Source organism: Paenibacillus sp. Root444D2 (assembly GCF_001426375.1).
In the GTDB taxonomy this organism is placed as follows: Bacteria; Bacillota; Bacilli; order Paenibacillales; family NBRC-103111; genus Paenibacillus_E.
The window spans coordinates 229856-253847 of record NZ_LMEO01000052.1 but is presented as its reverse complement, the minus strand read 5'-3'; the positions used below and the strand labels follow the sequence as shown (position 1 = coordinate 253847).

Here is a 23992-nt window from a genome sequence, read left to right as displayed (position 1 = left end):
AAGTATAAAGTCGTATTCGTGGTGAGCAGCCTAGCTCAACTTCTTCTATACTAAACCTATAAAGAGAAGGAGTTGACACCGGATGAACACCAAAGCAGAAGTCCTATACGAAAAAGCAAAGGTTGTAAGGAAGCCGGGTACGCTGCAGAAGACGTTGAAAACGTTTAAACGCTACCGTGCGCTATTTCTAATGGTCTTGCCTGGTATGATTTATTTAATTATTAATAATTATCTCCCTATGTTTGGGATTGTGATCGCATTTAAAAATATCAACTACCGCAAAGGGATATTCGGAAGTGATTGGGCTGGTCTCAAGAATTTCGAATATTTGTTTAAAACCGCTGATGCCTGGGTCATTACCCGAAATACGATTCTATACAATGGGCTCTTCATTATCATCAATTTGGCTCTGGCAGTCGCTGTAGCTATTTTACTGAATGAAGTGAAAAATCGGTTCATTTCCCGTTTTTACCAGAGTATCATTCTATTACCCTATCTGATCTCGATGGTTATCGTCGGATATTTGGCACTTGCCATGTTGAATGGGGAGAACGGATTTCTTAATCATCATATTTTACCGCTTTTCGGAATCGAGCCTATCTCCTGGTATTCAGAACCTAAATATTGGCCATACATCTTAACACTTGTGAACATTTGGAAAAATGTTGGTTACTTATGTATCATCTTCTTGGCAGCCATTGTTGGGATCGATAACGAATATTATGAGGCAGCGACGCTAGATGGCGCGAACAAATGGCAACAAATCCGGACGATAACACTACCGCTTCTATCACCGGCAATCATTATCATGGCCTTGCTAAGCATTGGTCGCATCTTCTACTCTGATTTCGGTTTATTCTATCAAGTACCTCTTAATTCAGGCCCGTTACAGCCAACAACGGATGTTATTGACACGTATGTATACCGGGGGTTAATGACGCTCGGCGACATTGGAATGTCTTCAGCAGCAGGATTCTACCAGTCAGTCGTGGGATTCGTTCTGGTGTTAGTATCTAACTTTATCATTCGCCGCAAAAGCCCGGAACAAGCTTTATTCTAAAAGAAAGGAGCGTGCTACCATGAAATCGAATCACATGAATCAATACGCGGTCAACCTGATCTTTATTCTCATGGCCTGTGCCAGCATCTTCCCGTTTGTCCTGCTTGTTATGGCCTCCTTTACCGATCAGAAAGCAATTATCAACGATGGTTATTCACTCTTACCAAGTGTGTTTAGTCTAGAAGCGTACAAGTATATGATGAAGAGCTCAACTTCGTTGTTTCGGGCTTATGGCATCACGGTGTTCATTACGATTATCGGAACTGTTGTGGGTTTGGCTATCTCGACGATGCTCGCCTATCCTTTATCACGTAGTGATATGCCGCTTCGCAAAGTGATGTCGTTTCTCGTATTTTTCACCTTGCTCTTTAACGGCGGACTTGTGTCGACCTATCTGATCTACACGGAATTTTTCCATATTAAAAATACGATTTGGGCGCTTATCATCCCTGGATTGCTGACGAACGGCTTTTACATTTTACTAATCAGAACGTTCTTCAGTACTTCGATTCCGGCAGCGATAATTGAATCGGCGTATATTGACGGCGCTTCTGAATTTAAGATTTTTTACCGTATCGTGCTCCCGCTTTCGCTGCCGATTCTGGCTACCATCGGACTGATGCTGGGTATATCCTATTGGAACGATTGGTTTAATGGATTGATCTTTGTAACCGACAGCAAGCTCTTCAGTATTCAAAATATGCTGAATCGGATGCTCAGCGATATTCAGTTCCTTCAGAAGAGCAGCATGACCAATGCTGCACAAGCTTCTTCGAACATACCGACAGATTCGGTTCGCATGGCTATTGCTGTTATCGGAATCGTTCCGATCTTCTGCGCCTATCCATTCTTCCAGAAATTTTTTGTCAAAGGTCTTACGCTTGGTGCTGTAAAAGGTTAACGACCGAGGCTACTCTTGAATCCCTTCGGATTCGATTAGTATAGATCAACCATTATTCATATACATTAGGGGGATTATGAACCATGGAAAAGAAATGGAAAAGAGCTAGTGGATTACTAAGTGTTGTTCTTGCAACGTCGACCTTGCTTTCAGCTTGCGGCAGCAGCAGTAGTGATGATGGGAATAAAGCAGCGACAGATAGCGCTAAGCCTGCCAACTCCAAGCCATATGAAATCACGATGGCGTATATACAGCTAAATGATATGCCTGAAGCGAATCTCGTGTCTGAGGCAATCAGCAAAATTACCAAAGAAAAAATCAATGCAACCGTTAAACTGGTGCCGATCAGCATTTCTGCTTGGACCCAACAAATGAATTTGATGCTGGCAGGAAGCGAGAAGCTTGATCTGATGGTCTCCTCCTCAATTATTGGCAACTTTGGCAGCCAAGTCGCTAAAGGACAATTAGAGCCATTAGACGATTTGCTTAAGAAGCATGGAAAAGGTCTTGTAGACACGGTGGGAATGGATTTGATTAATGGATCCAAGATCGACGGAAAAGTATACGGGGTTCCAAGCTTGAGGGACATTGGCTCCGATAATGGCATCATTATGAGAAAAGATTTGGTGGACAAGTACAAGATTGATTTGAGCAAAATCAAAACTTGGGCGGATCTGGACCCTGTGTTCCAAACGATCAAAGAGAACGAGCCAGGACTGGCGCCATTGGTTCAGCAAACGAACACTTCTATGCCGGGAACCAATATGTACAACTCTATCGTGGATACATTAGGGGACAACCTGGGTGTACTTGCCGATCCGGGGAACAGCACCAAAATCGTGAATTTGTTCGAAACGAAGGAATTTACAGATGCTATTGCGTTAGCTCGTAAATGGTATCAAGCCGGCTATATTTTGAAAGATATCGCTACTTCGCAAGAAACAGGAGTTAACTTGGTCAAAGCGGGCAAGGCATTCTCATATACATCGAATATGAAGCCTGGATTTGAGCAGCAGGAAAAGAATTTGTCCGGAAAAGAAATGGTTGCTGTTCGTTTGACAAAACCTTTGCAAACTTCCGTTTCGATCACAGGTTTCATGATGTCGATTACTAAAAACAGTCAAGACCCTGAGAGAGCTATGCAATTCATGAATATGATGTACACAGATAAGGACATTGCTAACTTGGTCTCCCTTGGTATTGAAGGAAAACACTATGTGAAGAAAGCGGATAACATCATTACGCTTCCAGATGGCGTCAAACAAAGCGGTTACCAATTCAACCAATGGGAAGTCGGCAATAACTTCCTAACCTATGTATGGGAAGGTACGGACCCGAAAATTTGGGATTTGACGAAAGCGCACAACGACAAGGCTATTAAATCGAAAGCAGTCGGATTCACATTTAACGTAGATCCGGTTAAAACAGAACTTGCTGCTGCGACTAATGTGATCAATCAATATAAAGTAGGTCTGGAAAGCGGTACGTTAGATCCGGCATTGACTGCTGAATTCAACGGAAAGCTCAAAACGGCCGGTCTTGACAAGATCATCGCTGAGAAACAAAAGCAAATTGATGCTTGGGCTAAAACGGCAGGTAAATAAGGATGAACATGAACCGTACTCTACAACAGGTGGGGTACGGTTTTTATTAATTAGATCGTGCATTCAGAGTAGGAGGTTACATAGTCATGTTTAAAGTAAAGGATCTTCGTTGTGAATATCAAGTGAATCCGATTGGATTGGATCACAGGTCTCCAAGGATTAGCTGGCGATTGCATGCCACTGAAAGAGCCGCTGTACAGTCGGCTTACCGCATAGAAGTGGCGGAAGACGCAGATTTTCAGCAGACGGTTTGGGACTCCGGGAAAGTGGATTCAGATCAATCGGTTCATGTGGAATTGGAAGAGCTTCAAATGGCTGCGCGCAAACGGTATCACTACCGCGTTCAAGCTTGGAACCAGCAAGGACTATGTTCTGACTGGTCTGATCAGGCCATCTTTGAAACCGGATTCATAGATTCTTCGGAGTGGTCGGCTGAATGGATCAGTGCTCCCGCAGCCCTGCTAGCGGGCTCCGATCAGGTTCCAATGTTTCGACGCGATTTTCACATTGATGGAGAAGTAAGTGCAGCCCGTGTTTACGCCTCAGCGCTTGGTATCTATGAATTAGAGTTGAATGGGAAAAGGGTGGGTGACCACTATTTTGCCCCAGGATGGACCAGCTATAAGCACCGTCTACAATACCAAACTTATGATGTTACGGAACTGCTGAGCAGCGGAAAGAACGGGATTGGCGCCTTATTAGGCAGCGGCTGGTACAAAGGCGTTCTTGGCTGGGACGGGAAAAACGAGCATTACGGAAACCGAACAGCACTTTTGGTGCAAATCCATATTGATTATGCGGATGGAAGGCAAGAGGTCATCGTTTCTGATAACAGTTGGAAAGTGTCAGGAAGTCCAATCTTGATGTCGGAAATCTATGATGGTGAAACATACGATGCCCGGTTGGAGCGATCCAATTGGAGTCTTGGAGATTACGATGACAGCGGATGGTATCCTGCCGATGTGATCGAACAAAGCAAAGATATTTTAGTGGCTCAGGAGAATGTGCCAGTACGTAAAATTGAGAGCATCCAACCTATCGAGCTCATCACGACCCCCAAGGGCGAAACTGTCATCGACATGGGCCAAAACATGGTCGGATGGATTCGGTTTACCGTGCAGGGAGACGCTGGTCATGAGGTCAGCATCCGTCATGCCGAGATTTTGGATCATGAAGGCAACTTCTACTTGGACAACATCCGTAAGGCAAAGCAAACGATCCACTATGTGCTCAAAGGAGGAGGAAGAGAAACTTTCGAGCCTCATTTTACTTTCCAAGGTTTCCGGTATATACGGCTTGATGGGTTTCAGGAACCGATCCGTCTTGAAGATTTTACGGGTATCGTGCTGCACTCAGATATGGAAACAACAGGAGAGTTCACATGCTCCGATCCGCTTGTCAACCAGCTTCAGCATAACATTCGGTGGGGGCTGAAAGGGAATTTTCTGGATGTTCCTACGGACTGCCCGCAAAGAGACGAGAGGCTGGGTTGGACTGGGGATGCTCAGGTGTTTGCCCGTACGTCCGCCTATTTGTCGAATGTCGTACCTTTTTTTCGGAAGTGGCTTCATGATTTGAAGGTCGAGCAAGCGGAGCTTGATGGAGGCGTACCGTTTGTGGTTCCGAATGTTTTGAGTGAGAAGGCACAGTCTGCTTCTGCTTGGGGGGATGCGGCGGTCATCATTCCGTGGACACTCTATTTATGCTACGGAGATAAGCGTGTGCTAGAAGAACAATACGACAGTATGAAAGCATGGGTAGAATTCATCAAACGTCAAGGTGACAATGAATATTTGTGGAATTCCGGCTTTCACTTCGGGGATTGGCTTGCTTTAGATTCTCGGCAAGACAGCTATATAGGGGCTACGGCACGAGATTTTGTCGCAACAGCGTACTATGCCTATTCCGTGTCGTTGGTGCAGAAAGCAGCTGTGGTGCTGGGGAGGTCAGAGGAAGCGGAAGGTTATGCAGATCTGCATACGCACATACTCGATGCTTTTACGCAGGAGTTCGTCACGCCTACGGGTCGTTTATCTGTGCCTACTCAGACGGGACAGGTGCTGTCCCTTATGTTTGGACTTGTCGAGGGCGAAGCCAAGGAACGTGCCGTGCACAAGCTGCTGAAATTGCTCGAAGAGGAGAAGTACCATCTTACAACCGGTTTTGTCGGAACTCCTTATTTGAACCACGTGCTGAGCGATAACGGCAAATCGGAATTCGCTTATAAGCTGTTACTTCAGCAGGATTATCCCTCCTGGCTGTATCAAGTGACCAAAGGCGCGACAACCATTTGGGAGCACTGGGATGGAATTAAGCCGGATGGCAGTTTATGGAGCCCGGATATGAATTCATTTAACCATTATGCCTACGGAGCCATTGGAGACTGGTTGTACCGTGTTGTTGCCGGAATTGATACGGATGAGCAGCAGCCGGGCTATAAACGGGTGATTATCCGTCCTCAGCCTGGCGATGGTCTGACATTTGCAGAGGGGTGTATCGACACGATGTACGGAGAGGTTAGCTGCCGCTGGACGAAATTGGATGGTGAACGATTGGACATGCAGGTGGTGATTCCGCCGAATACAACGGCTGAAATTCGCCTGCCCTATGCTAGTGCGGATGGTGTGACAGAAAGTGGAACAGCTCTTAACGAGGCTGCAGGCATTTCGAATGTTAAGGCTGCGGATATGGGCGTAACGTTGGAAGCGGGTTCAGGGACATACAGCTTCAGCTATATGTTGACGCAACCTATTCCGCCGCTTCCGCAAGTGAAGCCGTTTGTATTTGGCTAAGTAGGTTCATTTGATTGATTGGGGTGAAGGTGATCTAGTTAAAAACATGAGTTCTTACTATGCACGCTCGACAGGTATAGCATTTCCTCGGTCAATGATGCTTCAAAAGGAACAATGGTTCGCTATTTCACTGAAAAACCGTGAATTTGCGATGAAAGAGAACGACGATTCGCTATTTGCCGCAATTTCTCTTTTTTCAAGGATATTTGAGAAAATAACGAACTGACGTTCCTTTTCACTGAACAATGTCTGAATAATTGAGAAATAAGGCATCTACGTTCCTCAATGGCTGAAAAGACAAGAAATATGGCATGCATTTTCCGCTCTCACTAGGGTGTGGCATAAAACTAATTATTAATTACTGGAGGAATAGCTATGAATTCGAAAATTCAAGAACTAATTTCCCAATTAACGCTGGAGGAAAAGGCCGGCTTATGCTCGGGTTTGGATTTCTGGCATACCAAAGGGATAGAGCGGCTTGGAATCCCGTCACTCATGGTGACAGATGGCCCTCACGGCTTACGGAAACAAAAAAAAGACGCGGATCACCTAGGCCTTCATAACAGTGTGCCAGCTACCTGCTTCCCATCGGCCGCGGGCATGGCCGCTTCGTGGAATCGGGAGCTAATCGGCAAAGTGGGCGAGGCATTAGGGAAAGAATGTCAGGCGGAAGACGTTGCGGTTCTACTTGGGCCCGGGGCTAATATCAAAAGGTCGCCTCTGTGCGGTAGAAATTTCGAATACTTTTCGGAAGATCCGTACCTTTCATCGGAAATGGCGGCCAATCACATTAAAGGCGTACAAAGTCAGGGTGTAGGCACTTCGCTTAAGCACTATGCCGCGAATAACCAGGAGCATCGGAGAATGTCCGTTGATGCCGTTATTGACGAGCGCACGCTGCGGGAAATTTATTTGGCCAGCTTTGAAGGCGCTGTTAAGCAGTCACAGCCGTGGAGTGTGATGTGTTCGTACAATCAAGTCAATGGCGAATATGCTTCGGAGAACGCTTTTTTGCTAACAGAGGTTTTGCGGGATGAATGGGGTTTTGAAGGCTTTGTAGTTTCAGACTGGGGTGCGGTTAACGAACGTGTAAAATCTCTCCAGGCTGGCTTGGAACTGGAAATGCCTTCAAGCGCTGGCATCGGAGATGCTAAGATTGTTGCGGCAGTAAGAACCGGCGAGCTTTCGGAGGAAACGCTGAATCTTGCGGTTGAACGGATGTTGACCTTCATCTTTAAAGCTGCAGATAGCAGTAAGACAGACGCTATTTATGATACTGCAGCCCATCATCGGTTGGCTCGAGAGGCTGCACATGAAAGCATGGTGCTTCTCAAGAATGAAGGGGGGATTCTACCGCTTCGCAAGCAAGGGAAGATTGCAGTCATCGGTGAATTTGCTAAGAATCCGCGTTACCAAGGCGGCGGCAGCTCCCACGTCAATCCGACCAAGCTGGACGATGCGCTTGAAGAAATGATGAATGTGGCAGGAGATGCTGCGCAAATCATTTATTCACAAGGCTACAAGCTGGATAGCGATGAAATCGATGAAGATTTGGTAAGGGAGGCCAAGGTAACAGCGGCAATGGCGGATGTAGCGGTACTATTTGTTGGATTGCCTGATCGTTACGAATCGGAAGGATATGATCGTACGCACATGGCCATTCCAGTCAATCATCGCGCACTGATCGAAGCGGTGGCGGAAGTCCAAAGCAATCTCATTATTATTTTAAGCAATGGCTCGCCGGTTGAAATGCCTTGGATTGACAAAGCGAAAGCCGTGTTGGAAGGATATCTAGGCGGTCAAGCTTTTGGCGGTGGGGTAACAGACTTGTTGTTTGGCATTGCGAACCCAAGCGGCAAGCTTGCGGAAACGTTCCCGGTGAAACTAAGTGACAACCCTTCCTTCTTGAATTTCCCAGGTGAAGGCGACAAGGTTGAATATAAAGAAGGCGTATTTGTCGGTTATCGTTATTACGACACCAAAGAGATTGAGCCTCTATTCCCATTCGGGTTCGGCCTCAGCTATACCAATTTCGCATACAGTGATCTGCGGGTAGACAAATCAGCGATCAAAGATAATGAGACGGTTACCGTTCAAGCGACTGTGAAAAATACAGGGGACTATGCCGGAAAAGAAATCGTTCAACTTTACGTCAAGGATGTTCAGAGCAGTGTCAATCGTCCGCAAAAAGAACTGAAAGGCTTCCAAAAAATCGAGCTGCAGCCAGGAGAGCAACAAACCGTTACCTTTGTGTTGAATCAAAGGGCTTTCGCATATTACAACGTTCAAATTGCCGATTGGCATGTGGAAACCGGGGCATTTGACATCTTACTTGGAAAATCTTCGCGAGATATCGACCTTCGTGTAACGATTGAGGTCGAATCTACGGTCACCCTGCCGGGGACGTATAATCGCAACTCGCTAATCGGCGACTTGATGGCTAATCCGCTCACGGTCAATAAAGCCAAAGAATTTATAGGGAAATTCGGCTTTGACGCTCTCTTGGGCGATAACCCAGACATGCTGATGGCTATGATGAGATATATGCCGCTGCGTGCAATGATTGGCTTTGGGCAAGGGCAATATTCGGAAGAGATGTTGGCTGACGATTTAAAGAACTTGAACGCCATCTCGGAAAGAAAAGTAAATGTTAGTACGCGATAAAAGGGGGGACACAGGCATGGTTAATCTGAAAGCAAAACCGTTTCATTTGGACGAAGAAGCGATTCAATGGGTCAACGAAACATTACGTGAATTATCTTTGGAAGAAAAAGTGGGCCAACTGTTCATTACTGTCGATCTACCGTTTGATACTGGAGCCAAAAAGGATTTGCTTAGTATTGGCCCAGGGGGAGTCCATGTATTTGGATTTTCCCCAAATGCAACGAAGCAGCATCAGGCAGCTATCATCCGTGACTTGCAAAAGCGCAGTAAAGTACCGCTGCTGGTTTCAGGCGATCTTGAAAATGGCGGACAAGGCGGGGCAGCCGATGGAACGAATTTGGCTTCAAACATGCAGTTAGCTGCCGCAAACGATCCAGACCTAGCAACCTCGTTTGGAGCTGCAATAGAAGCCGAGGGTCACGCTATGGGGTTCAACTGGGTGTACGGACCGGTCATTGATATCAATTACAACTATCAAAATCCCATCGTCAACATTCGCGCATTCGGTGATACGCCAGGTATCGTGGAACAGACTGCGCTACCTGTTATGAATGCTATTCAGAAGAACAACCGGATGGCTGCCTGCGTGAAGCACTGGCCTGGTGACGGCATGGATGACCGAGACCAGCATAAGGTGCTCACGAATAATACATTAACGATGAAAGAGTGGCGTGAGACCTACGGCCGTGTGTATAGATCGGCGATCGAGAACGGGGTCAAAACAGTCATGAGTGCTCACATCACGCTGCCAAGCTATTATGAAGAATTGGGAATCACAGACGTAAGAACTAAACATACACCGGGATCCTTATCGCCTGAATTGAACATGAAGCTTCTACGGGAGGAGCTTGGGTTTAACGGACTTATCGTTTCCGATGCTACCTCGATGATTGGCATGACGAGCTTTGGCCGACGTAAAGATATCATTCCGCAATGTATTGCGTCGGGTGTTGACATGTTCCTGTTTACGAATAATATGCAGGAAGATTTTCAGGCTATGCTTCAGGGCGTCCAGGACGGTGTGCTCACGGAGGAACGGCTGAATGAGGCGGTTACCAGAATACTGGCTCTGAAAGCGTCACTTGGTCTACATTTGACTCTGGCGGATGAGAGGGATCTTGACGTGGTAGGTTCAGCCGACCATCTGCAGCTTGCAGCGGAAATTGCGAGCAAATCGGTAACGCTGGTTAAGGACACTCAGGGCCTTCTACCTCTAACCCCGCAAAAGCAGAAGCGTATTTTATTATTAGCTGCTTCGGATGAGGCTTCCTTTTTTGCAGATAAAGCCGCAACGGGGGATGAATTCGCCCGGATGCTGAGTGAGGAAGGCTTCACGGTTGTTCGGGAATATGACGTGAAAGAAGAGGGCAACGAAATAGATGCGGTAGTCTTTCTTGTTCAGAAATCGCCCGGATTCATGCAAAACTCCATGCGTCTCTCACCCCAGGAGACAGGAGGACTCTTCAAATGGTACCCTACACAGGTGCCGACAGTCTTTATCTCGCTGGGAAATCCGTACACACTTTATGAACTCCCATCTATGCCTACGATGATTAATGCATATAACGCTACTTTGGCGGTACAGAAGGAAATTATTAGTTGTATGGTTGGCAAGCAGCCATTTCGTGGTGAGTCTCCAATTGATGCTTTCTGCGGTCTTGAGTGGGCTAAGTTATAAGTTGAAATGGTGAGAGTAGAATAGTTAGTGTAGGAACCTGTCCTTTGGGCAGGTTTTTTTGTTGTTATCTAGAAACTATGATTATCGGATTGTGAGTTTAAAAAGGGGGGGGCTGGCCATGCAAAAAATTGCTGTCGTGACAGACTTTGACGGAACATTGATGGATCAGGATGTTGGCGATGTATTAATGGAAGGATTAGATGTGCTAAATAAACCGAAGGTAATTGAAGCATCGAGACTTTTTCGAGAGAAAAAGGTCGGTTCCTTGGCTTGGATTGAAGCGGCATACCCTATGTTTGCGGGTCGGCAGGAGCAGGTTGATCAGCTGATAGAACATGTGAATTTGCGCGAAGGAGCACGCCATTTTATTGATTTTTGCCAGCAGAAAGATGTGCCCGTTACGGTTTTAAGTGATGGGATGCTTTATTATATTGAGCAAATTTTAGGTCGTGAGCAGGTAATAGTGGACCGAGTTATCGGGAATCCGATTACCTATTTGGAGGATGGTCAATTTCAGTTCGGGGTTCAGAATATGAATCAAGCATGCAAATGGTGCGGGTGCTGCAAAGCAAGTGTTGTTAAGCAGCTCAAAGAGGAAGGATGGCTTGTCATTTACATCGGTGATGGCAGCAGTGACTATTATGGCTCCGGCTTTGCCGATTGGATTTTTGCGCGAGCGAGTCTTGCTAGATATTTAAATGAGGAAGGAACGGCCTATTATCCTTTTGAGACGTTTCATGATATTTTAAACATACTAAGATCAGCTTGGGATTCGTTTCTGAGTGGCACCGCAATTCACCGTCTTGAAGGGAGATTTCCTGCTGCCTGTAAATTTCCGGAATAGGATAAAACCAGCTAAGGGAATGCCACAGGCAACCCCCTAGCCAGCTAGATGTTGTAGTCATTCGAGATGTTCTTTGAGTGTTTCTACGAGTTGGTTTTGAATATTTGCCTCACTATGCTGCCATATGATTTCGAAAAGCACACCAAGTCCGGGCAAAACCCGTTCTTCTCCGCCGATGGAATCCTCAATAACTTCCTGAAGCTCATTATTCGATTTATTCTGGACTCGCTGGACGATGGCCTGTCTTAAGGTGATGTTCATTCGTGGACCTCGCTTCCATTTCGTTATCGTTATTAATATGCGCAAGTTTCTAGTCGTTCATCCTTCCATACTTCGCCACCTTTTCATGCATAGTGAGATGGGTACCGTGTGTATGTTATAATATAATCATCTTAGGAATTTGGAGGACACGCCAACGGTGAGAAAGCAATTTGCGATTATTGGAATGGGAAGATTCGGGTCTAGCGTCGCTAAAACATTGTCACAATTAGGGTTTGAGGTCCTTGCTATTGATCATCGTGAAGAGACGGTTCAAGAGGTTTCAGCTTTCGTCACACATGCCGTTCAAGCAGATTCTACGGATGAAGAAGCGCTGCGAGCTCTAGGTATTCGTAATTTTGACGTTGTGGTTGTGGCTATTGGTGAGGATATTCAAGCGAGTATTCTGACTACATTAATCCTCAAAGAAATGGGCATACCTACGATTATAGTGAAAGCTGTTAATGATTTGCATGGAAAAGTGTTAAAGAAAATTGGCGCAGACAAAGTCGTTTATCCAGAAAGAGATATGGGACAGCGTGTGGCGCATCATCTGATCTCATCTAATATTATTGATTACATAGAGCTTTCTGCCGATTACAGTATCGTTGAGATTAAGGTATCTACACAAATGATAGGTAAAAGCCTCAAACAGCTGGATATCCGGGCTAAATATGGCTGCAATGTTATAGCGATCAAACAAAATGAACAGCTGATTATTCCGCCAATTGCGGAAGAGCCGCTTCGAATGGACGATATCTTGGTTATTGTTGGAAAAAATTCAAATCTTCAAACTTTTGAAGTGACTTTTGCAGAGTAGGTAAAGATAAATGACAAGTGCACATACGGAAATTATGTCTGTTCAGAATGCCAGAGTCAAAGAATGGGCGCAGCTTTTAGAACGCAAGGGCAGGGACAAACAAGGAAAATATATCATTGAGGGTTACCATCTGGTTGAGGAAGCATTGCGTGCGGGAGCTCCGGTGGAGACCATTATGTATAGCTTGGAAAAAGGGGTTCCTGCTGGGTTAGCTGAGCAGGTCACCCCATCTGTGGAATGGATCGGCGTCAGCCAGGCTGTGCTGGAAAAATGCTCAGATACGCAGACGCCGCAGGGGGTTTTGGCTGTTGTGGCTCGGCCGCAGCTTGGCATGGACGAGCTGCTCGCCGGCGAGCATGATCTTGTGGTCGTCCTGGACGGCGTTCAGGACCCAGGCAACCTGGGCACGATCATCCGCAGCGCGGATGCCGTCGGGGCCAAGGCTGTTGTGCTCGGCCGCGGCACGGTCGATCTGTACAATCCCAAGACGATCCGCTCGACGATGGGATCGATGTATCATCTGCCGATTGTGGAGGCAGATCTGCTCGAGCTGCTGCCGCGGGCGCGTGAGCGCGGCGTGCGGCTGGTGACCACGAGCCTGCAGGCGCAGAGCTCGTGCTACGACACGAACCTGCGGCAGCCGACGTGGCTGATCCTCGGCAACGAAGCCAAGGGCGTGTCGCCGGAGGTCGCTGCACAGTCGGATGTGCAGGTGATCATTCCGATGCAGGGCAAAGCGGAATCGCTGAACGTCGCGATGGCCGCGACGGTGCTGCTGTTTGAGGCTTCGCGGCAGCGGTTGGTTCCATCGAAAATAAACTCATAACTGTGAGTTGTAATTCACTTTGTCACCGTTTGTAATATAGTTTGTCATAGATTTGGAACGTAGATTTGTCACAACTAATTCAGTCCCGATGTGGCTCAAAGCCTTGATACATCGGGCTTTTTTGTGCAATGAATGAGTGGGAATATATTTGAATTTGCAAGGACACCAAACAAAAGTTCTTGAAATTTATCATTTAAATCTCTGTAATGACTATTGTCATAAACCGGTTTTCTTCAAGGAGGATTACAAGAACATTATAGGAGAAAACGTAAAAAGATTGAGAAAGATACATAACTTAAACCCAAGTTGAATTTTCCAACCTGATCGGTGTTTCTCAAGGCAGTCTAAGTGATATTGAATCAGGTAAAAGTAAACCTTCTATAGATTTGCGGCAGCCGACCAGAATGAGCGACTGCATTTTCGTTGAAATGTGGTATATACGATGTCTGTAAAACGAAAGAATGTAAGTATATCGAGCATATTGAGAATTATTTCGATGATTCAATTTTGCTGTTTACCTGCCCAGATAAGGATCCAGAATATTTAGCCAAGAGTAAGAGAGATAAAGAATTATTTCAATTCAAGATTTCAATGAGTTTGAGAGATAATATTTTATAAATGGGTACGATTCAGATTGTCATCGGACAATTAGCAGGGGCATTTGAGTGAAGTGATAAAATAAACAATAAAAATGAAATACTTGATTGTGACACAAGAAGCTGTAAATATCACCTGTCGGAAGACAATAACATTGTCCATTCCCTACGGCCTTTTGAAGTGCAGAAGCGAGTGATTAATTACTGACTCCGAGCGATTCGGAATTCATCAGATCAGGCTGGGGTTCAGCTTTCGCAATTTAGCGTTGTGGCTTAACTATAACCCATTCAGCTCCCTCAGTCCGATTCAGTTTTCTCACGACGAATACCCGCTTCGCTTATTCGCGGGATTTCACACTTGCCAGTAGTACATAAAGATAGTAAGAGAACCCTTTAGGATTTCGATATTTCATGTAAATATCAAGTGTGGTTGGCTTGATTCCAGTATCTAGTAAGAGCGAAGAAGATAATAAAACAAACCGATTTTCCTGAGTCCATACCATAGCATTATCTGTAGAGACGGCGACAGCCTTTGCAGACAGCAGTATACAAAAAGAGGCTGGGATCGTCCGAATGGGAACATCCTCAGCCTCTTGCTTATGAATGGGGGAGTTAAGGTTTAAATCCTAATGCTTGTGACAGTTCTAAAGCTGTCTGCTTTAATTTCATGATGAAATCGGAATGTTCGGATGTATCAAGTACATCATTCATAAACACCACCGTCAATGCGGCTAAGATAGATCCATTCAGATCCAATACCGGACAGCTAACAGCCGTGATTCCAGCAACTAGGGTTCCGGAGGTTAAGGCAAAGCCCTTGCGCTTAACCTCCTCTAGCTCCTTAAGTAACAGATCTTGAATTTGATCCGTTTTTAGCTCACTTAATATTAGCGATTGTGTTTTATCTTTTGGCAAATAAGCGCTAAATAATCTTCCGGGAGCACTTTCAGTCACGCTCACCCGAGAACCAGCTTTGATTCCTAAATTTACGGCTCGGTTACTTTGTTCCCATCTGACAAAGAAGGGACCACTTTCTCCCCAAATGGCAAGCGCAACGGTTTCATTTAGCGCTTCTCTGAGCTTAGTTATATAAGGGAGACAAATATCTTGGATATCAAGTTTTTCAGATGCTTTGAGCCCAAGAAGAATCAACTCCGTACCTAACGAATACTTGAGATCTTGGTTTTTTTGAAGAAATCCTGCTCTTGTAAAACTCGTGAGATATTTATGAAGCTTGCTCTTGGAAATGTCGCATAAAATGGATATTTCCGTTGCGGTTAGTGGCTTTCTTTCCTCCGAAATCTTCTTTAGAATACCCAATCCCAATTCAACAGACTGGATGCCATGCCCCTTTGATTCCGTTGCCATATCATTCACCTTTCCAAGAACTACTTAGCTAATTCATGCTCATGATGAGGCTTATGTGCTAGTTTATGACCTTTTCCGGTTAAATGAAGTCCAATAGACAAGCAAGCAAGGACTGCTGCAGCAATAAAAGCAATGAAGAAAAGGTCATGATAAGTCATTAATAGAGATAGGGATTGTTGCTTCTGGTCATCACCAATCCTGCCAGACTGGACAACATCTTTAAGTTTGTGTGAATAATCGAAGTTCAAATACCATCCAACCAATAATATTACTATAATATTAGCTAAAAAGCGAATGAATTGAACAGCAGTCATCCGACTTACCAATTCAGGCAATGGACCTCCTAAAGCGGCGCCCGTAAGACCTGCCCCAATCGTGATTCCAAGACCGCTCGATAAGAGAATTAAATTACAAGCCATTATTACTAATGAATAAGAGTCGTTCAAATAAAACCATTGAATCAGAACGAGAGCAATTGCGACTGATCCTATAAGGCCAAGGAGACCGGGCCCTAATTTATCATAAAGCAATGTACAAATTATGGCTGATAATACTACGCCAATAAACATGCATGGCAACAATGATAAGAGTTGTTTGCTTGAAACGATATGCAGTAGTCCTTGGACTGCCGGTAGGCTCAACGCCATGACGACATTGCTTGATACAGCCATTAGTATTCCTAGTACCGGTTTGGGATGCATGATCAATTTGAAGGATATAACAGGATGATTAATCTTGCGTTGTGCAATAATAAAAAGAATCAGTGTAAGTAAGGCTCCTCCGATTACGACCCAGAGATTACCCGGAGAACCAAACCATTGCTCGAGATGGTTTAAGGTTGCCAAAGAAATAACTGAACAAATCAAGATCAGAGATATACCCAATATATCCCAATTTAAATGTTTACTCTCTGTATGGTGCTCATTTCGCAGGAAAATATGGTTCATAATGAATCCAGCTAATGCTAAACCACTTCCCAAATAAAAAATCCATCTCCAATGATGATAAATAATAGCCACATTTCCGATCAATAAACCTGCAATTACCGAACCGAAAAAACCGCCTATAAGAACGGATAAGGAAAGATTTCGTTTCTCGATAGGGAAGGAAAGCAAAAGCATGGGAACCATAATCATGAGCATCACGCCCATACCGATCCCTTGTAGAAATCTACCTACAGACATCCATTGATCATCGACGGAGAATGCTGCCGAGAGCGAGCCAATAATAAAAAGGATCATGGAAATAGAGTAAGTGGCTCGAACTCCTAATCTATGTCGAAGAAGGGGACCCAACGGAATGAATAACGTAAAGGCGATGATGCCAATAATAGCAGGGCTGAACATCGCGTTATTTCCAAGATGAAATGAATCCTGGACAAGTCTTTGACTGGGGATTAAGGCGCTATTAATCATTAAACCTGGCCCAATGGCCAAAACGGTTAAGATAGCGATTCTCCAGTGTTTTTGTAAGTTCATCTTGACATTCCTCCGTAATAATTCACTATTAAGAAACTTAGTGTATTTATAGTATACATTATTTTATCATAAGATGTATAGTAAGGACGTTGATAGCCATTTTACAGCGTATGCCAAATAGATATTACAAAACACCCCGAAATGGGGTGTTTTGTATGACAAAGTGAATAACAACTCACATAACGATGAAATAACAGTGGAGTGTCATTTAGATTAAAGTGATATAAAATTTTCATTTCTCCTATGTAAGATCAAAGAAAAGAAACTGCACCAAAAGTGGAATTACAATCACCGATTTTCATGGAATTCATTATATAATGTATGAAAAGACTGAAATCACCAAAGGAGGAAGTGGTGATTTCAGTCTTTTTGTCTTGCTTGCACCTATACCGAGGAATTAGCATCTATCAATCCACATTATAACTTCGTAGGCGGTTATGATCATGGTGTTTAAAGCAGGTTTGCTTCACGTAACGAACGACAAACTTGATGAAGGGGCTACCGCGGAGACAATTAAAATCAATTTGTTTCAAAATATCCTAATTATTGGTATGGCAAAAAAAATTCTAACACTCTATGATAGTTGTATCTTTTAGTGCTTGGAGGACGCCTATGCGACTTATACATACCAACCCTCATCCCGATTCCAGCCCTTGATTCCGGCCTTTTTGTATTACAATAAATCCGTCGAAACCGTGCAAACCCTTCTATTACAGGACAAGTTTGATATGACGGGTATTGTAAATTCCAACATTGAAAACTACATGAATGAGATAGAGAAGATTACGAAAGCCCCCGACTATTCCACGGAGATCCAACAGACCCTGCAGAGTTTGAAATATAAGGTTGGGATTCAAAGAAAGGAAGCTCATTTTTCGATCAGCCATCATTTAGAAAGATGAAAGAGTTGAAAGGGGAACGTGTTATTATCCCTACCCATAAATCCGACTATTACGTCACTCAAACACCGCGATATATCTTCTCCATCGGGCGAAGTATCCTAAGTAAGGAAAATAAAGATGAAATCGGTGTTATCTACGTTGATCTTGACTTGGATGCCATACAGAAGATTGTAACTCCACTTCAAAACAATAATAACCAATATTATATTATGGATGGAGACAGAAATTTAGTTTACAGCAATGATCAAGAACGGTTAGGAGAACCGTTTCAATTTGGCTTCCTAGTAGCTTTTCATTTACTGTTTTTAAATTTTAATAAATGAGATATTAAACGAAAAGTGGTTGACAGGGTGTATTCTGATCAACCACTTTTTTCGACTAAGCCGTTTTGACCTTCTCTAAATGCCGCTTTAAGCAGCGGTATCATTCAAAAGTTATAGCGAGCTATGATTTACCGATAATGTTGTCATAGAATAGTTTTGATTTTTCGAAAAATGCATGAATAGAATCTTCGATCCGTTTCTTATCCTTAGACTGAATAGCAAGCATTAACGAGCTGCGTATTTCCGTACTGCTTTCGACCGCTCCAGGTACTTTCAATAGCTTTAAACTTGTTTCTCTGCGTAAATGAACAACGGTTTGCATCAATTTGGCATAAATGCGATTACCGCAAATTTCTCCCATGTAAATATCAAACTGATCTAAAAGATCTAAAAACTCAGCCGGATCTTGTTTGTTTTTTGCTTGGACAAGTGCATCAAGAATCAGGAGAAGATGATCTTGTTCATCTTGTGTTGCTCTACCCGCAGCAAGGAGATATACCTCGGATTCGATTAGTTTTCGAGCTGCATACACCTCATCCAAGTTATGAATTTCGCTATAAAACATCCAAGTAATCGTTTCAGGTGAAAAAGGAGCTTGTTGTTCGTTTACGAAGCTGCCCTCACCTGCTTTTATGGTAAGCAAACCGACAAGAGACAAAGCGCGGAGCGCTTCACGAACGCGGCCCCGAGTTACATTGAATCTCTCGGCAAGATCTCTTTCATTAGGGAGCTGATCACCTGGTTTAAGTTGACCTGAAGTAATGATACCGGCAATTTGCTCCATAATCTGCTCAGTAACCGTAACTTTTTTGACTGCTTTTATATCTAACATTCAGGTAGGACCTCCTAGAAATCATTGAAATCATCTTTAATACTTAAACTATACTGAAAATGATTGAGGGTAACAAGGATTTATGGTATCGTACAAATATCGGTACTCTGGTAGTACCAGAAAACCAAGGGTGAGGTAAACAATGATCAAGAAACTTCGTGGCATTACTTGGAATCATACAAGAGGTTATGTTTCAGTTGTAGCTGCTTCACAACGATATATGGAGCTGCATGCAGATGTGGAAATTACGTGGGATAAACGTTCGCTGCAGCATTTTGCGGATTATCCGATTCAAAAGCTAGCCGAGGAATACGATTTATTAATTATCGATCATCCATGGGCTGGGTTTGCTGCGGATAAAAACATTTTGGTCCCTTTGGATCAGGTGCTTCCAAGCGAGTTTATGGCCGATCAAGCTGCAAATACAGTTGGTAAATCGCATCTGAGCTACAATTTTGATGGCTATCAAAGCGCGTTAGCTGTTGACGCGGCAACTCCTGTGGCTTCGTACCGCGCGGATTTATTTGCAAATGACGGGCTTTCATTGCCAGAAACGTGGGAAGATTTAATTGCGTTAGCTAAGCAAAGCAAGGTTGCTTTTGCAGGAATTCCGATTGATACACTGATGAATTTTTATATGCTTTGCTACACGCAAGGCGAAGAGCCTTTTATCAGTAAAGAAAGCGTTATCAGTACAGATATAGGTCTTCAAGTGCTGGATCAGCTTCGAGAACTTACGAATTACTGCACTCCAGAAATGTTAGATTGGAATCCAATTAAGGTCATGGAAGCGATGTCTACGCGCAATGATATTTATTATTGTCCTTTTGCTTACGGATATTCCAATTACGCCAGACGAGGCTACTCCAAATATGTAGTAAGCTCTACTGATATGGTGTCTATAGGGGATCATGGGAAACTGAGATCAACCTTAGGCGGAACGGGGCTCGCTATTTCAGTCAAATGCGCGCAAATGGATGATGCGTTAAATTTCGCCATGTTTACGGCAAGCGCGGGTATTCAAAAAACCATTTATTTCGAGAGCGGCGGCCAGCCCGGACACAGAGCCGCTTGGCTTGATGAAGAGGTCAATCGCCAAACGCAAAATTATTACAAAGACACGTTACCCGCATTGGATCGCGCTTATATGCGTCCTCGTTATAGCGGATATTTTCACTTCCAAGATCATGCAGGTGATGTTATCCGAGATTATATTCGTTATGGCAGTAATCCCAAAGAAGTATTGGCAAAGATGGATAGTCTATATCGCGAATCGCTAAAGGAGGATCATCCATGAAACCGCTTGAAGGACTCGTCGTGCTCGATTTCAGTCAATATCTTTCCGGGCCATCTGCTGCACTCCGTCTTGCGGATCTTGGTGCGCGAGTAATTAAGATAGAAAGGCCTGAAACCGGTGACTCTTGCCGTCAATTGTCCTTAAATAACTTGTTATCGGATGGCGATAGCGTGCTATTCCATACGATCAACCGAAATAAGGAAAGCTATCAAGCGGATTTAAAAGACTCTGATGATCTCATCAAAGTTAAAAAGCTAATTGAACAGGCCGACGTGATGATAGAAAATTTCCGCCCGGGAACGATGGGAAAACTAGGATTAGATTATGAAAGTGTGAAACGAATCAATCCGAAAATAGTCTATGGCAGTGTTACCGGATATGGGAAAGAAGGACCCTGGAAAGGGAAGCCAGGTCAAGATTTGTTAATCCAATCGTTATCCGGCTTAGCTTGGCTAAACGGAAATGGAGATCAACCTCCTGTTCCTTTTGCACTTGCTGTAGTCGATTTATTTACTGGCGCACATCTAGTTCAAGGCATTCTTGCTTGTCTTGTACGTCGTGGACGCACAGGCATTGGAGGGCTAGTGGAAGTTAGTCTGCTTGAATCGATTTTGGATTTCCAGTTTGAGGTACTGACGACGCATTTGAATGATGGCGGACAACTTCCTGTGCGCAGCTCTGTGAATAACGCGCATGCCTATTTAGGGGCTCCATACGGAATTTATGAAACGGCAGATGGTTATCTTGCGCTTGCCATGGGTTCGATTATCCGGGTTGGGGAGCTTCTAGAATGTGATGCATTAGCGTCATTTAGCGATCCGAAAACTTGGTTCACGTGCCGAGATGAAATCAAGAGCATCTTAGCAGCTCACCTCAAGACACGAACGACGCAGGCATGGCTAGGGAGACTAGAACCTGCTGACTATTGGTGCGCCGATGTTTATACATGGGATCGATTGCTTGAACACGAAGGATTTAAAACGCTGAACATGATTCAGGAAATCACGAGACCCGGAACCCCTAGCCTACGAATGACACGATGTCCAATTCGGATTAACGGAACCCGACTTGAATCAGACAAGTGGGCCCCACGCATCGGTGAAGATAATGAAAGCTTGGATAAAGAATTTCTTCTGAGTGAAGTGAGCCATTAAAGCAGAGAGATTTTGCGCGCACGCAAAGATCCCTATAAATGGAGTTGACGGCATGACAATAACAACAATCCACAAACCGCTGGATGGTATTCTCGTTCTGGACTTCAGTCAGTTCCTTTCCGGACCTTCTGCTGCTTTGCGATTAGCCGACCTCGGTGCAAGGGTGATCAAAATAGAGCGTTCCGGAACCGGTGATATATGTCGAACTTTATATATTTCCAATATGGAGTTAGACGGAGATAGCACGTTATTTCATTCCATTAATCGGAATAAAGAAAGTTTCGCTGTGGATTTGAAAAATACGGATGAACTTGAAACCGTTAAAACCTTAATTCGTAAAGCAGATGTACTTATTGAAAACTTTCGGCCGGGTGTTATGGAACGACTTGGACTGGACTACAAGCAAGTTCAAGAAATAAACCCTTCGCTCATATACGGTGAAATTACAGGCTATGGCCATGAAGGTCCATGGCGCGACAGGCCTGGGCAGGATTTACTCGTACAATCGTTAACAGGCCTCGCGTGGCTTAACGGTGATGCAGACCAGCCCCCTATGCCATTTGGTTTAGCTATTGCGGATATGATGGCAGGCGCACAACTTGTTCAAGGGATTTTAGCTTGCTTAGTGCGACGTGGGCTTTCGAGTGAAGGGTCTTTCGTTCAAGCGAGTTTGCTTGAGGCTACGCTGGATTTTCAATTCGAGGTGTTAACAACGTATTTGAATGATGGAGGCAAGCTTCCCGAAAGGAGCAGTATTCATAATGCGCATGCTTATTTGAGGGCTCCTTATAGTATCTACAAGACTAAAGATGGCTATATCGCACTGGCAATGGGGTCCGTTCTAGAACTTGGCAAGTTACTGGAATGTAAAGCTTTAATGACCTATACCGATCCGAATGAATGGGCGACGAAGCGCGATGAAATCAAGCGAATCCTTGCGGAGCATCTACAGAACGAATCAACGCAGCGATGGCTCTCCATCCTTGAACCCGCAGATTATTGGTGTGCTGACGTGATGTCTTGGGATCAGTTATTGCTGCACGAAGGATTCAAAACATTAAACATGACCCAACTGATCACTCGTAACAATGGCACAAGCCTCTTAACTACGAGATGTCCAATCCGAATAGACGGACAAATGTTCACATCGACCATTGGTTCACCGAAGCTCGGTCAGGATAATCTATCAATCATGAAGGAGCTGGCAGGAAATGAACGAATCGAAAAAGGGTAACCGTCCACACCAAGAACTCCCTTTGTTTAATACGGAAGATTGGATGTATGAAGAGTTTGAGGTAGGTAAAAAGATCCGTTCCATGCGTCGTACGCTATCAGAGGGGGAGAGCATGCAATTTAACGCATTAGTGATGGATATGCACCCGTACGTAGCTGACGAAATTTTTGCCAAAGAAGAAGGCATTTTTCAGCGTAGATTAGTTGCTGGGGCTTTTGTGTTCAGTGTAGGTCTAGGATTGATGGCACATAACAATATTCACACATTTAGCTATGGTTATGATAAGCTTCGTTTCATTAAACCTGTATTTATCGGAGACACCATTTACACGGTGCGCACGCATATGGAAAAGCGTCCTAAGTACAAAGAGTTAGGGTTAGTCAAAGTCAGTTACGAAGTTTATAAAAATGAAGGCGAGCTCGCCCTCTACTGTGAACATTTACAAACGGTGAAGTACCGTAATCCGGAACAATGGCAAGATCAAATCGAGAAAAAGGGATGATGAGAGATGAGAATTGATGCCCATCAGCATTTTTGGAATTTGGATAAAGTTGCCTACCCGTGGCTAGTACCTGCTTATGGACCTCTATACCGTACAATTGAAGCACCTGAGCTCGAACCGCTAATTAATGACGCTGGGATTGATAAAACGGTCCTCGTACAAGCGATGGATTCCTACGAAGATACTGATTATATGCTTGAAACCGCTGCCAAGTATGATTGGGTAGCGGGTGTAGTAGGCTGGGTACCGCTGAATAAACCGGACGAAGCTGCGAAGAAGCTAGAGCTGTATACAAAAAATCCTGTATATAAAGGCGTCCGCCATCTGATTCATGAGGAGCAGGATCCAGATTGGGTCGTACAGGATAATGTCATAGAAGGATTAAAGGTGTTAGCATCATTCGGTATGACTTTTGATGTCGTGGCAGTATTACCAAGACATCTAGAGCATGTACCGACGCTTGCTGAAAAAGTACCCAATCTAAAAATTGTCATTGATCATTTAGCTAAACCGCCAATTAAGGATGGGCAGATGGAGCCTTGGGCAAGTCAGATGAAGAAAGCGGCTTCTTATCCGAATGTATACGCCAAATTATCTGGGCTGAATACTGCTGCGGATTGGGAGAGCTGGTCGGCTGCAGATATTAAACCATATATTGATTATGCATTCGAGATATTCGGAGCGGAACGTCTCATGTTCGGCAGTGATTGGCCTGTAGCGAATTTGGCCGGTGATTATGCTAAAGTATGGAAAGAAACAAACAAAGCGCTAGAAGGTCGTTCGAAATCCGAAATTGATGCCGTGCTTGGACATACAGCTGCAAACTTTTATCGTCTATAAAAATAGAATGGAGAATAAT

The 23992-nt window shown here is 44.3% G+C and carries 18 protein-coding genes and 2 pseudogenes; 16 read left to right on the top strand and 4 right to left on the bottom strand.

What is annotated here, in order from left to right; all coding sequences use genetic code 11:
* Positions 1–82 precede the first annotated feature (82 nt).
* The 7 genes from ASD40_RS34650 to ASD40_RS34615 all read left to right on the top strand — a co-directional run bounded on the left by ASD40_RS34650 (position 83) and on the right by ASD40_RS34615 (position 11543).
* Positions 83–1060, top strand: coding sequence for an ABC transporter permease (locus tag ASD40_RS34650; protein ID WP_057307681.1), 978 nt, complete (start codon positions 83–85; stop codon positions 1058–1060).
* Between the two features lie 19 nt (positions 1061–1079).
* Positions 1080–1961, top strand: a complete 882-nt coding sequence (locus ASD40_RS34645; protein WP_156390275.1) for a carbohydrate ABC transporter permease — start codon at positions 1080–1082, stop codon at positions 1959–1961.
* Between the two features lie 83 nt (positions 1962–2044).
* Positions 2045–3565, top strand: coding sequence for an ABC transporter substrate-binding protein (locus ASD40_RS34640; protein ID WP_057307680.1), 1521 nt, complete (start codon positions 2045–2047; stop codon positions 3563–3565).
* A gap of 86 nt (positions 3566–3651) precedes the next feature.
* Positions 3652–6357: a glycoside hydrolase family 78 protein gene (locus ASD40_RS34635; RefSeq protein WP_057307679.1), complete on the top strand. Its 2706-nt coding sequence runs from the start codon at positions 3652–3654 to the stop codon at positions 6355–6357.
* A 375-nt stretch (positions 6358–6732) separates the two neighbouring features.
* On the top strand, positions 6733–9021 hold the full coding sequence (locus ASD40_RS34625; RefSeq protein ID WP_057307677.1) for a glycoside hydrolase family 3 C-terminal domain-containing protein: 2289 nt from the start codon (positions 6733–6735) through the stop codon (positions 9019–9021).
* A 16-nt stretch (positions 9022–9037) separates the two neighbouring features.
* The gene (locus tag ASD40_RS34620; protein WP_057307676.1) at positions 9038–10699 is read left to right on the top strand and encodes a glycoside hydrolase family 3 protein; all 1662 of its coding nucleotides are present in this window, start codon (positions 9038–9040) and stop codon (positions 10697–10699) included.
* Positions 10700–10817: 118 nt separating this feature from the next.
* On the top strand, positions 10818–11543 hold the full coding sequence (locus ASD40_RS34615; protein ID WP_057307675.1) for an MtnX-like HAD-IB family phosphatase: 726 nt from the start codon (positions 10818–10820) through the stop codon (positions 11541–11543).
* Between the two features lie 57 nt (positions 11544–11600).
* On the opposite strand, the gene sspI is transcribed toward ASD40_RS34615, so the two are convergent.
* Positions 11601–11804 (bottom strand): small acid-soluble spore protein SspI, encoded by a 204-nt coding sequence (sspI, locus tag ASD40_RS34610; protein ID WP_057307674.1) that lies wholly within the window; start codon positions 11802–11804, stop codon positions 11601–11603.
* A gap of 157 nt (positions 11805–11961) precedes the next feature.
* Between sspI and ASD40_RS34605 the strand changes: the two genes are divergently transcribed.
* From ASD40_RS34605 to ASD40_RS39585, 3 genes and pseudogenes are all read left to right on the top strand, one after another.
* Complete coding sequence (locus ASD40_RS34605) at positions 11962–12621, top strand: potassium channel family protein (protein ID WP_057307673.1); 660 nt, start codon at positions 11962–11964, stop codon at positions 12619–12621.
* A gap of 10 nt (positions 12622–12631) precedes the next feature.
* The gene (locus ASD40_RS34600) at positions 12632–13447 is read left to right on the top strand and encodes a TrmH family RNA methyltransferase (RefSeq protein WP_057307672.1); all 816 of its coding nucleotides are present in this window, start codon (positions 12632–12634) and stop codon (positions 13445–13447) included.
* A gap of 311 nt (positions 13448–13758) precedes the next feature.
* A pseudogene (locus ASD40_RS39585) lies at positions 13759–13899 on the top strand (helix-turn-helix domain-containing protein); the annotation flags it as partial.
* A 756-nt stretch (positions 13900–14655) separates the two neighbouring features.
* Here the strand turns inward: ASD40_RS39585 and ASD40_RS34595 are convergent.
* Positions 14656–15411 carry an IclR family transcriptional regulator gene (locus ASD40_RS34595; protein ID WP_057307671.1) on the bottom strand — a complete coding sequence of 252 codons (756 nt, stop codon included), beginning with the start codon at positions 15409–15411 and terminating at the stop codon, positions 14656–14658.
* Between the two features lie 20 nt (positions 15412–15431).
* Positions 15432–16889 (bottom strand): MFS transporter, encoded by a 1458-nt coding sequence (locus ASD40_RS34590; protein ID WP_057307670.1) that lies wholly within the window; start codon positions 16887–16889, stop codon positions 15432–15434.
* 874 nt (positions 16890–17763) lie between these two features.
* On the opposite strand from ASD40_RS34590, the pseudogene ASD40_RS34585 reads away from it, so the two are divergent.
* Positions 17764–18114, top strand: a pseudogene (locus tag ASD40_RS34585) (cache domain-containing protein); the annotation flags it as partial.
* A 121-nt stretch (positions 18115–18235) separates the two neighbouring features.
* Here the strand turns inward: ASD40_RS34585 and ASD40_RS34580 are convergent.
* Positions 18236–18946, bottom strand: coding sequence for a FadR/GntR family transcriptional regulator (locus ASD40_RS34580; RefSeq protein WP_057307668.1), 711 nt, complete (start codon positions 18944–18946; stop codon positions 18236–18238).
* Positions 18947–19088: 142 nt separating this feature from the next.
* Here ASD40_RS34580 and ASD40_RS34575 point away from each other — a divergent pair, with 142 nt between their 5' ends.
* Genes ASD40_RS34575 through ASD40_RS34555 form a run of 5 tightly spaced genes read left to right on the top strand, consistent with a single transcriptional unit; the run spans position 19089 to position 23973 of the window.
* A complete protein-coding gene (locus tag ASD40_RS34575) occupies positions 19089–20243 on the top strand; it encodes an ABC transporter substrate-binding protein (protein WP_057307667.1) in 1155 nt (384 codons plus the stop codon).
* Positions 20240–21397, top strand: a complete 1158-nt coding sequence (locus ASD40_RS34570; protein WP_057307666.1) for a CaiB/BaiF CoA transferase family protein — start codon at positions 20240–20242, stop codon at positions 21395–21397. The genes ASD40_RS34575 and ASD40_RS34570 overlap by 4 nt, the downstream gene beginning before the upstream one ends.
* A gap of 52 nt (positions 21398–21449) precedes the next feature.
* Positions 21450–22631 carry a CaiB/BaiF CoA transferase family protein gene (locus ASD40_RS34565; protein ID WP_057307665.1) on the top strand — a complete coding sequence of 394 codons (1182 nt, stop codon included), beginning with the start codon at positions 21450–21452 and terminating at the stop codon, positions 22629–22631.
* Complete coding sequence (locus ASD40_RS34560; protein ID WP_057307664.1) at positions 22609–23133, top strand: MaoC family dehydratase; 525 nt, start codon at positions 22609–22611, stop codon at positions 23131–23133. Before ASD40_RS34565 ends, ASD40_RS34560 begins: the two co-directional genes overlap by 23 nt.
* Before the next feature lie 6 nt (positions 23134–23139).
* Positions 23140–23973: an amidohydrolase family protein gene (locus tag ASD40_RS34555; RefSeq protein ID WP_057307663.1), complete on the top strand. Its 834-nt coding sequence runs from the start codon at positions 23140–23142 to the stop codon at positions 23971–23973.
* Positions 23974–23992 lie beyond the last annotated feature (19 nt).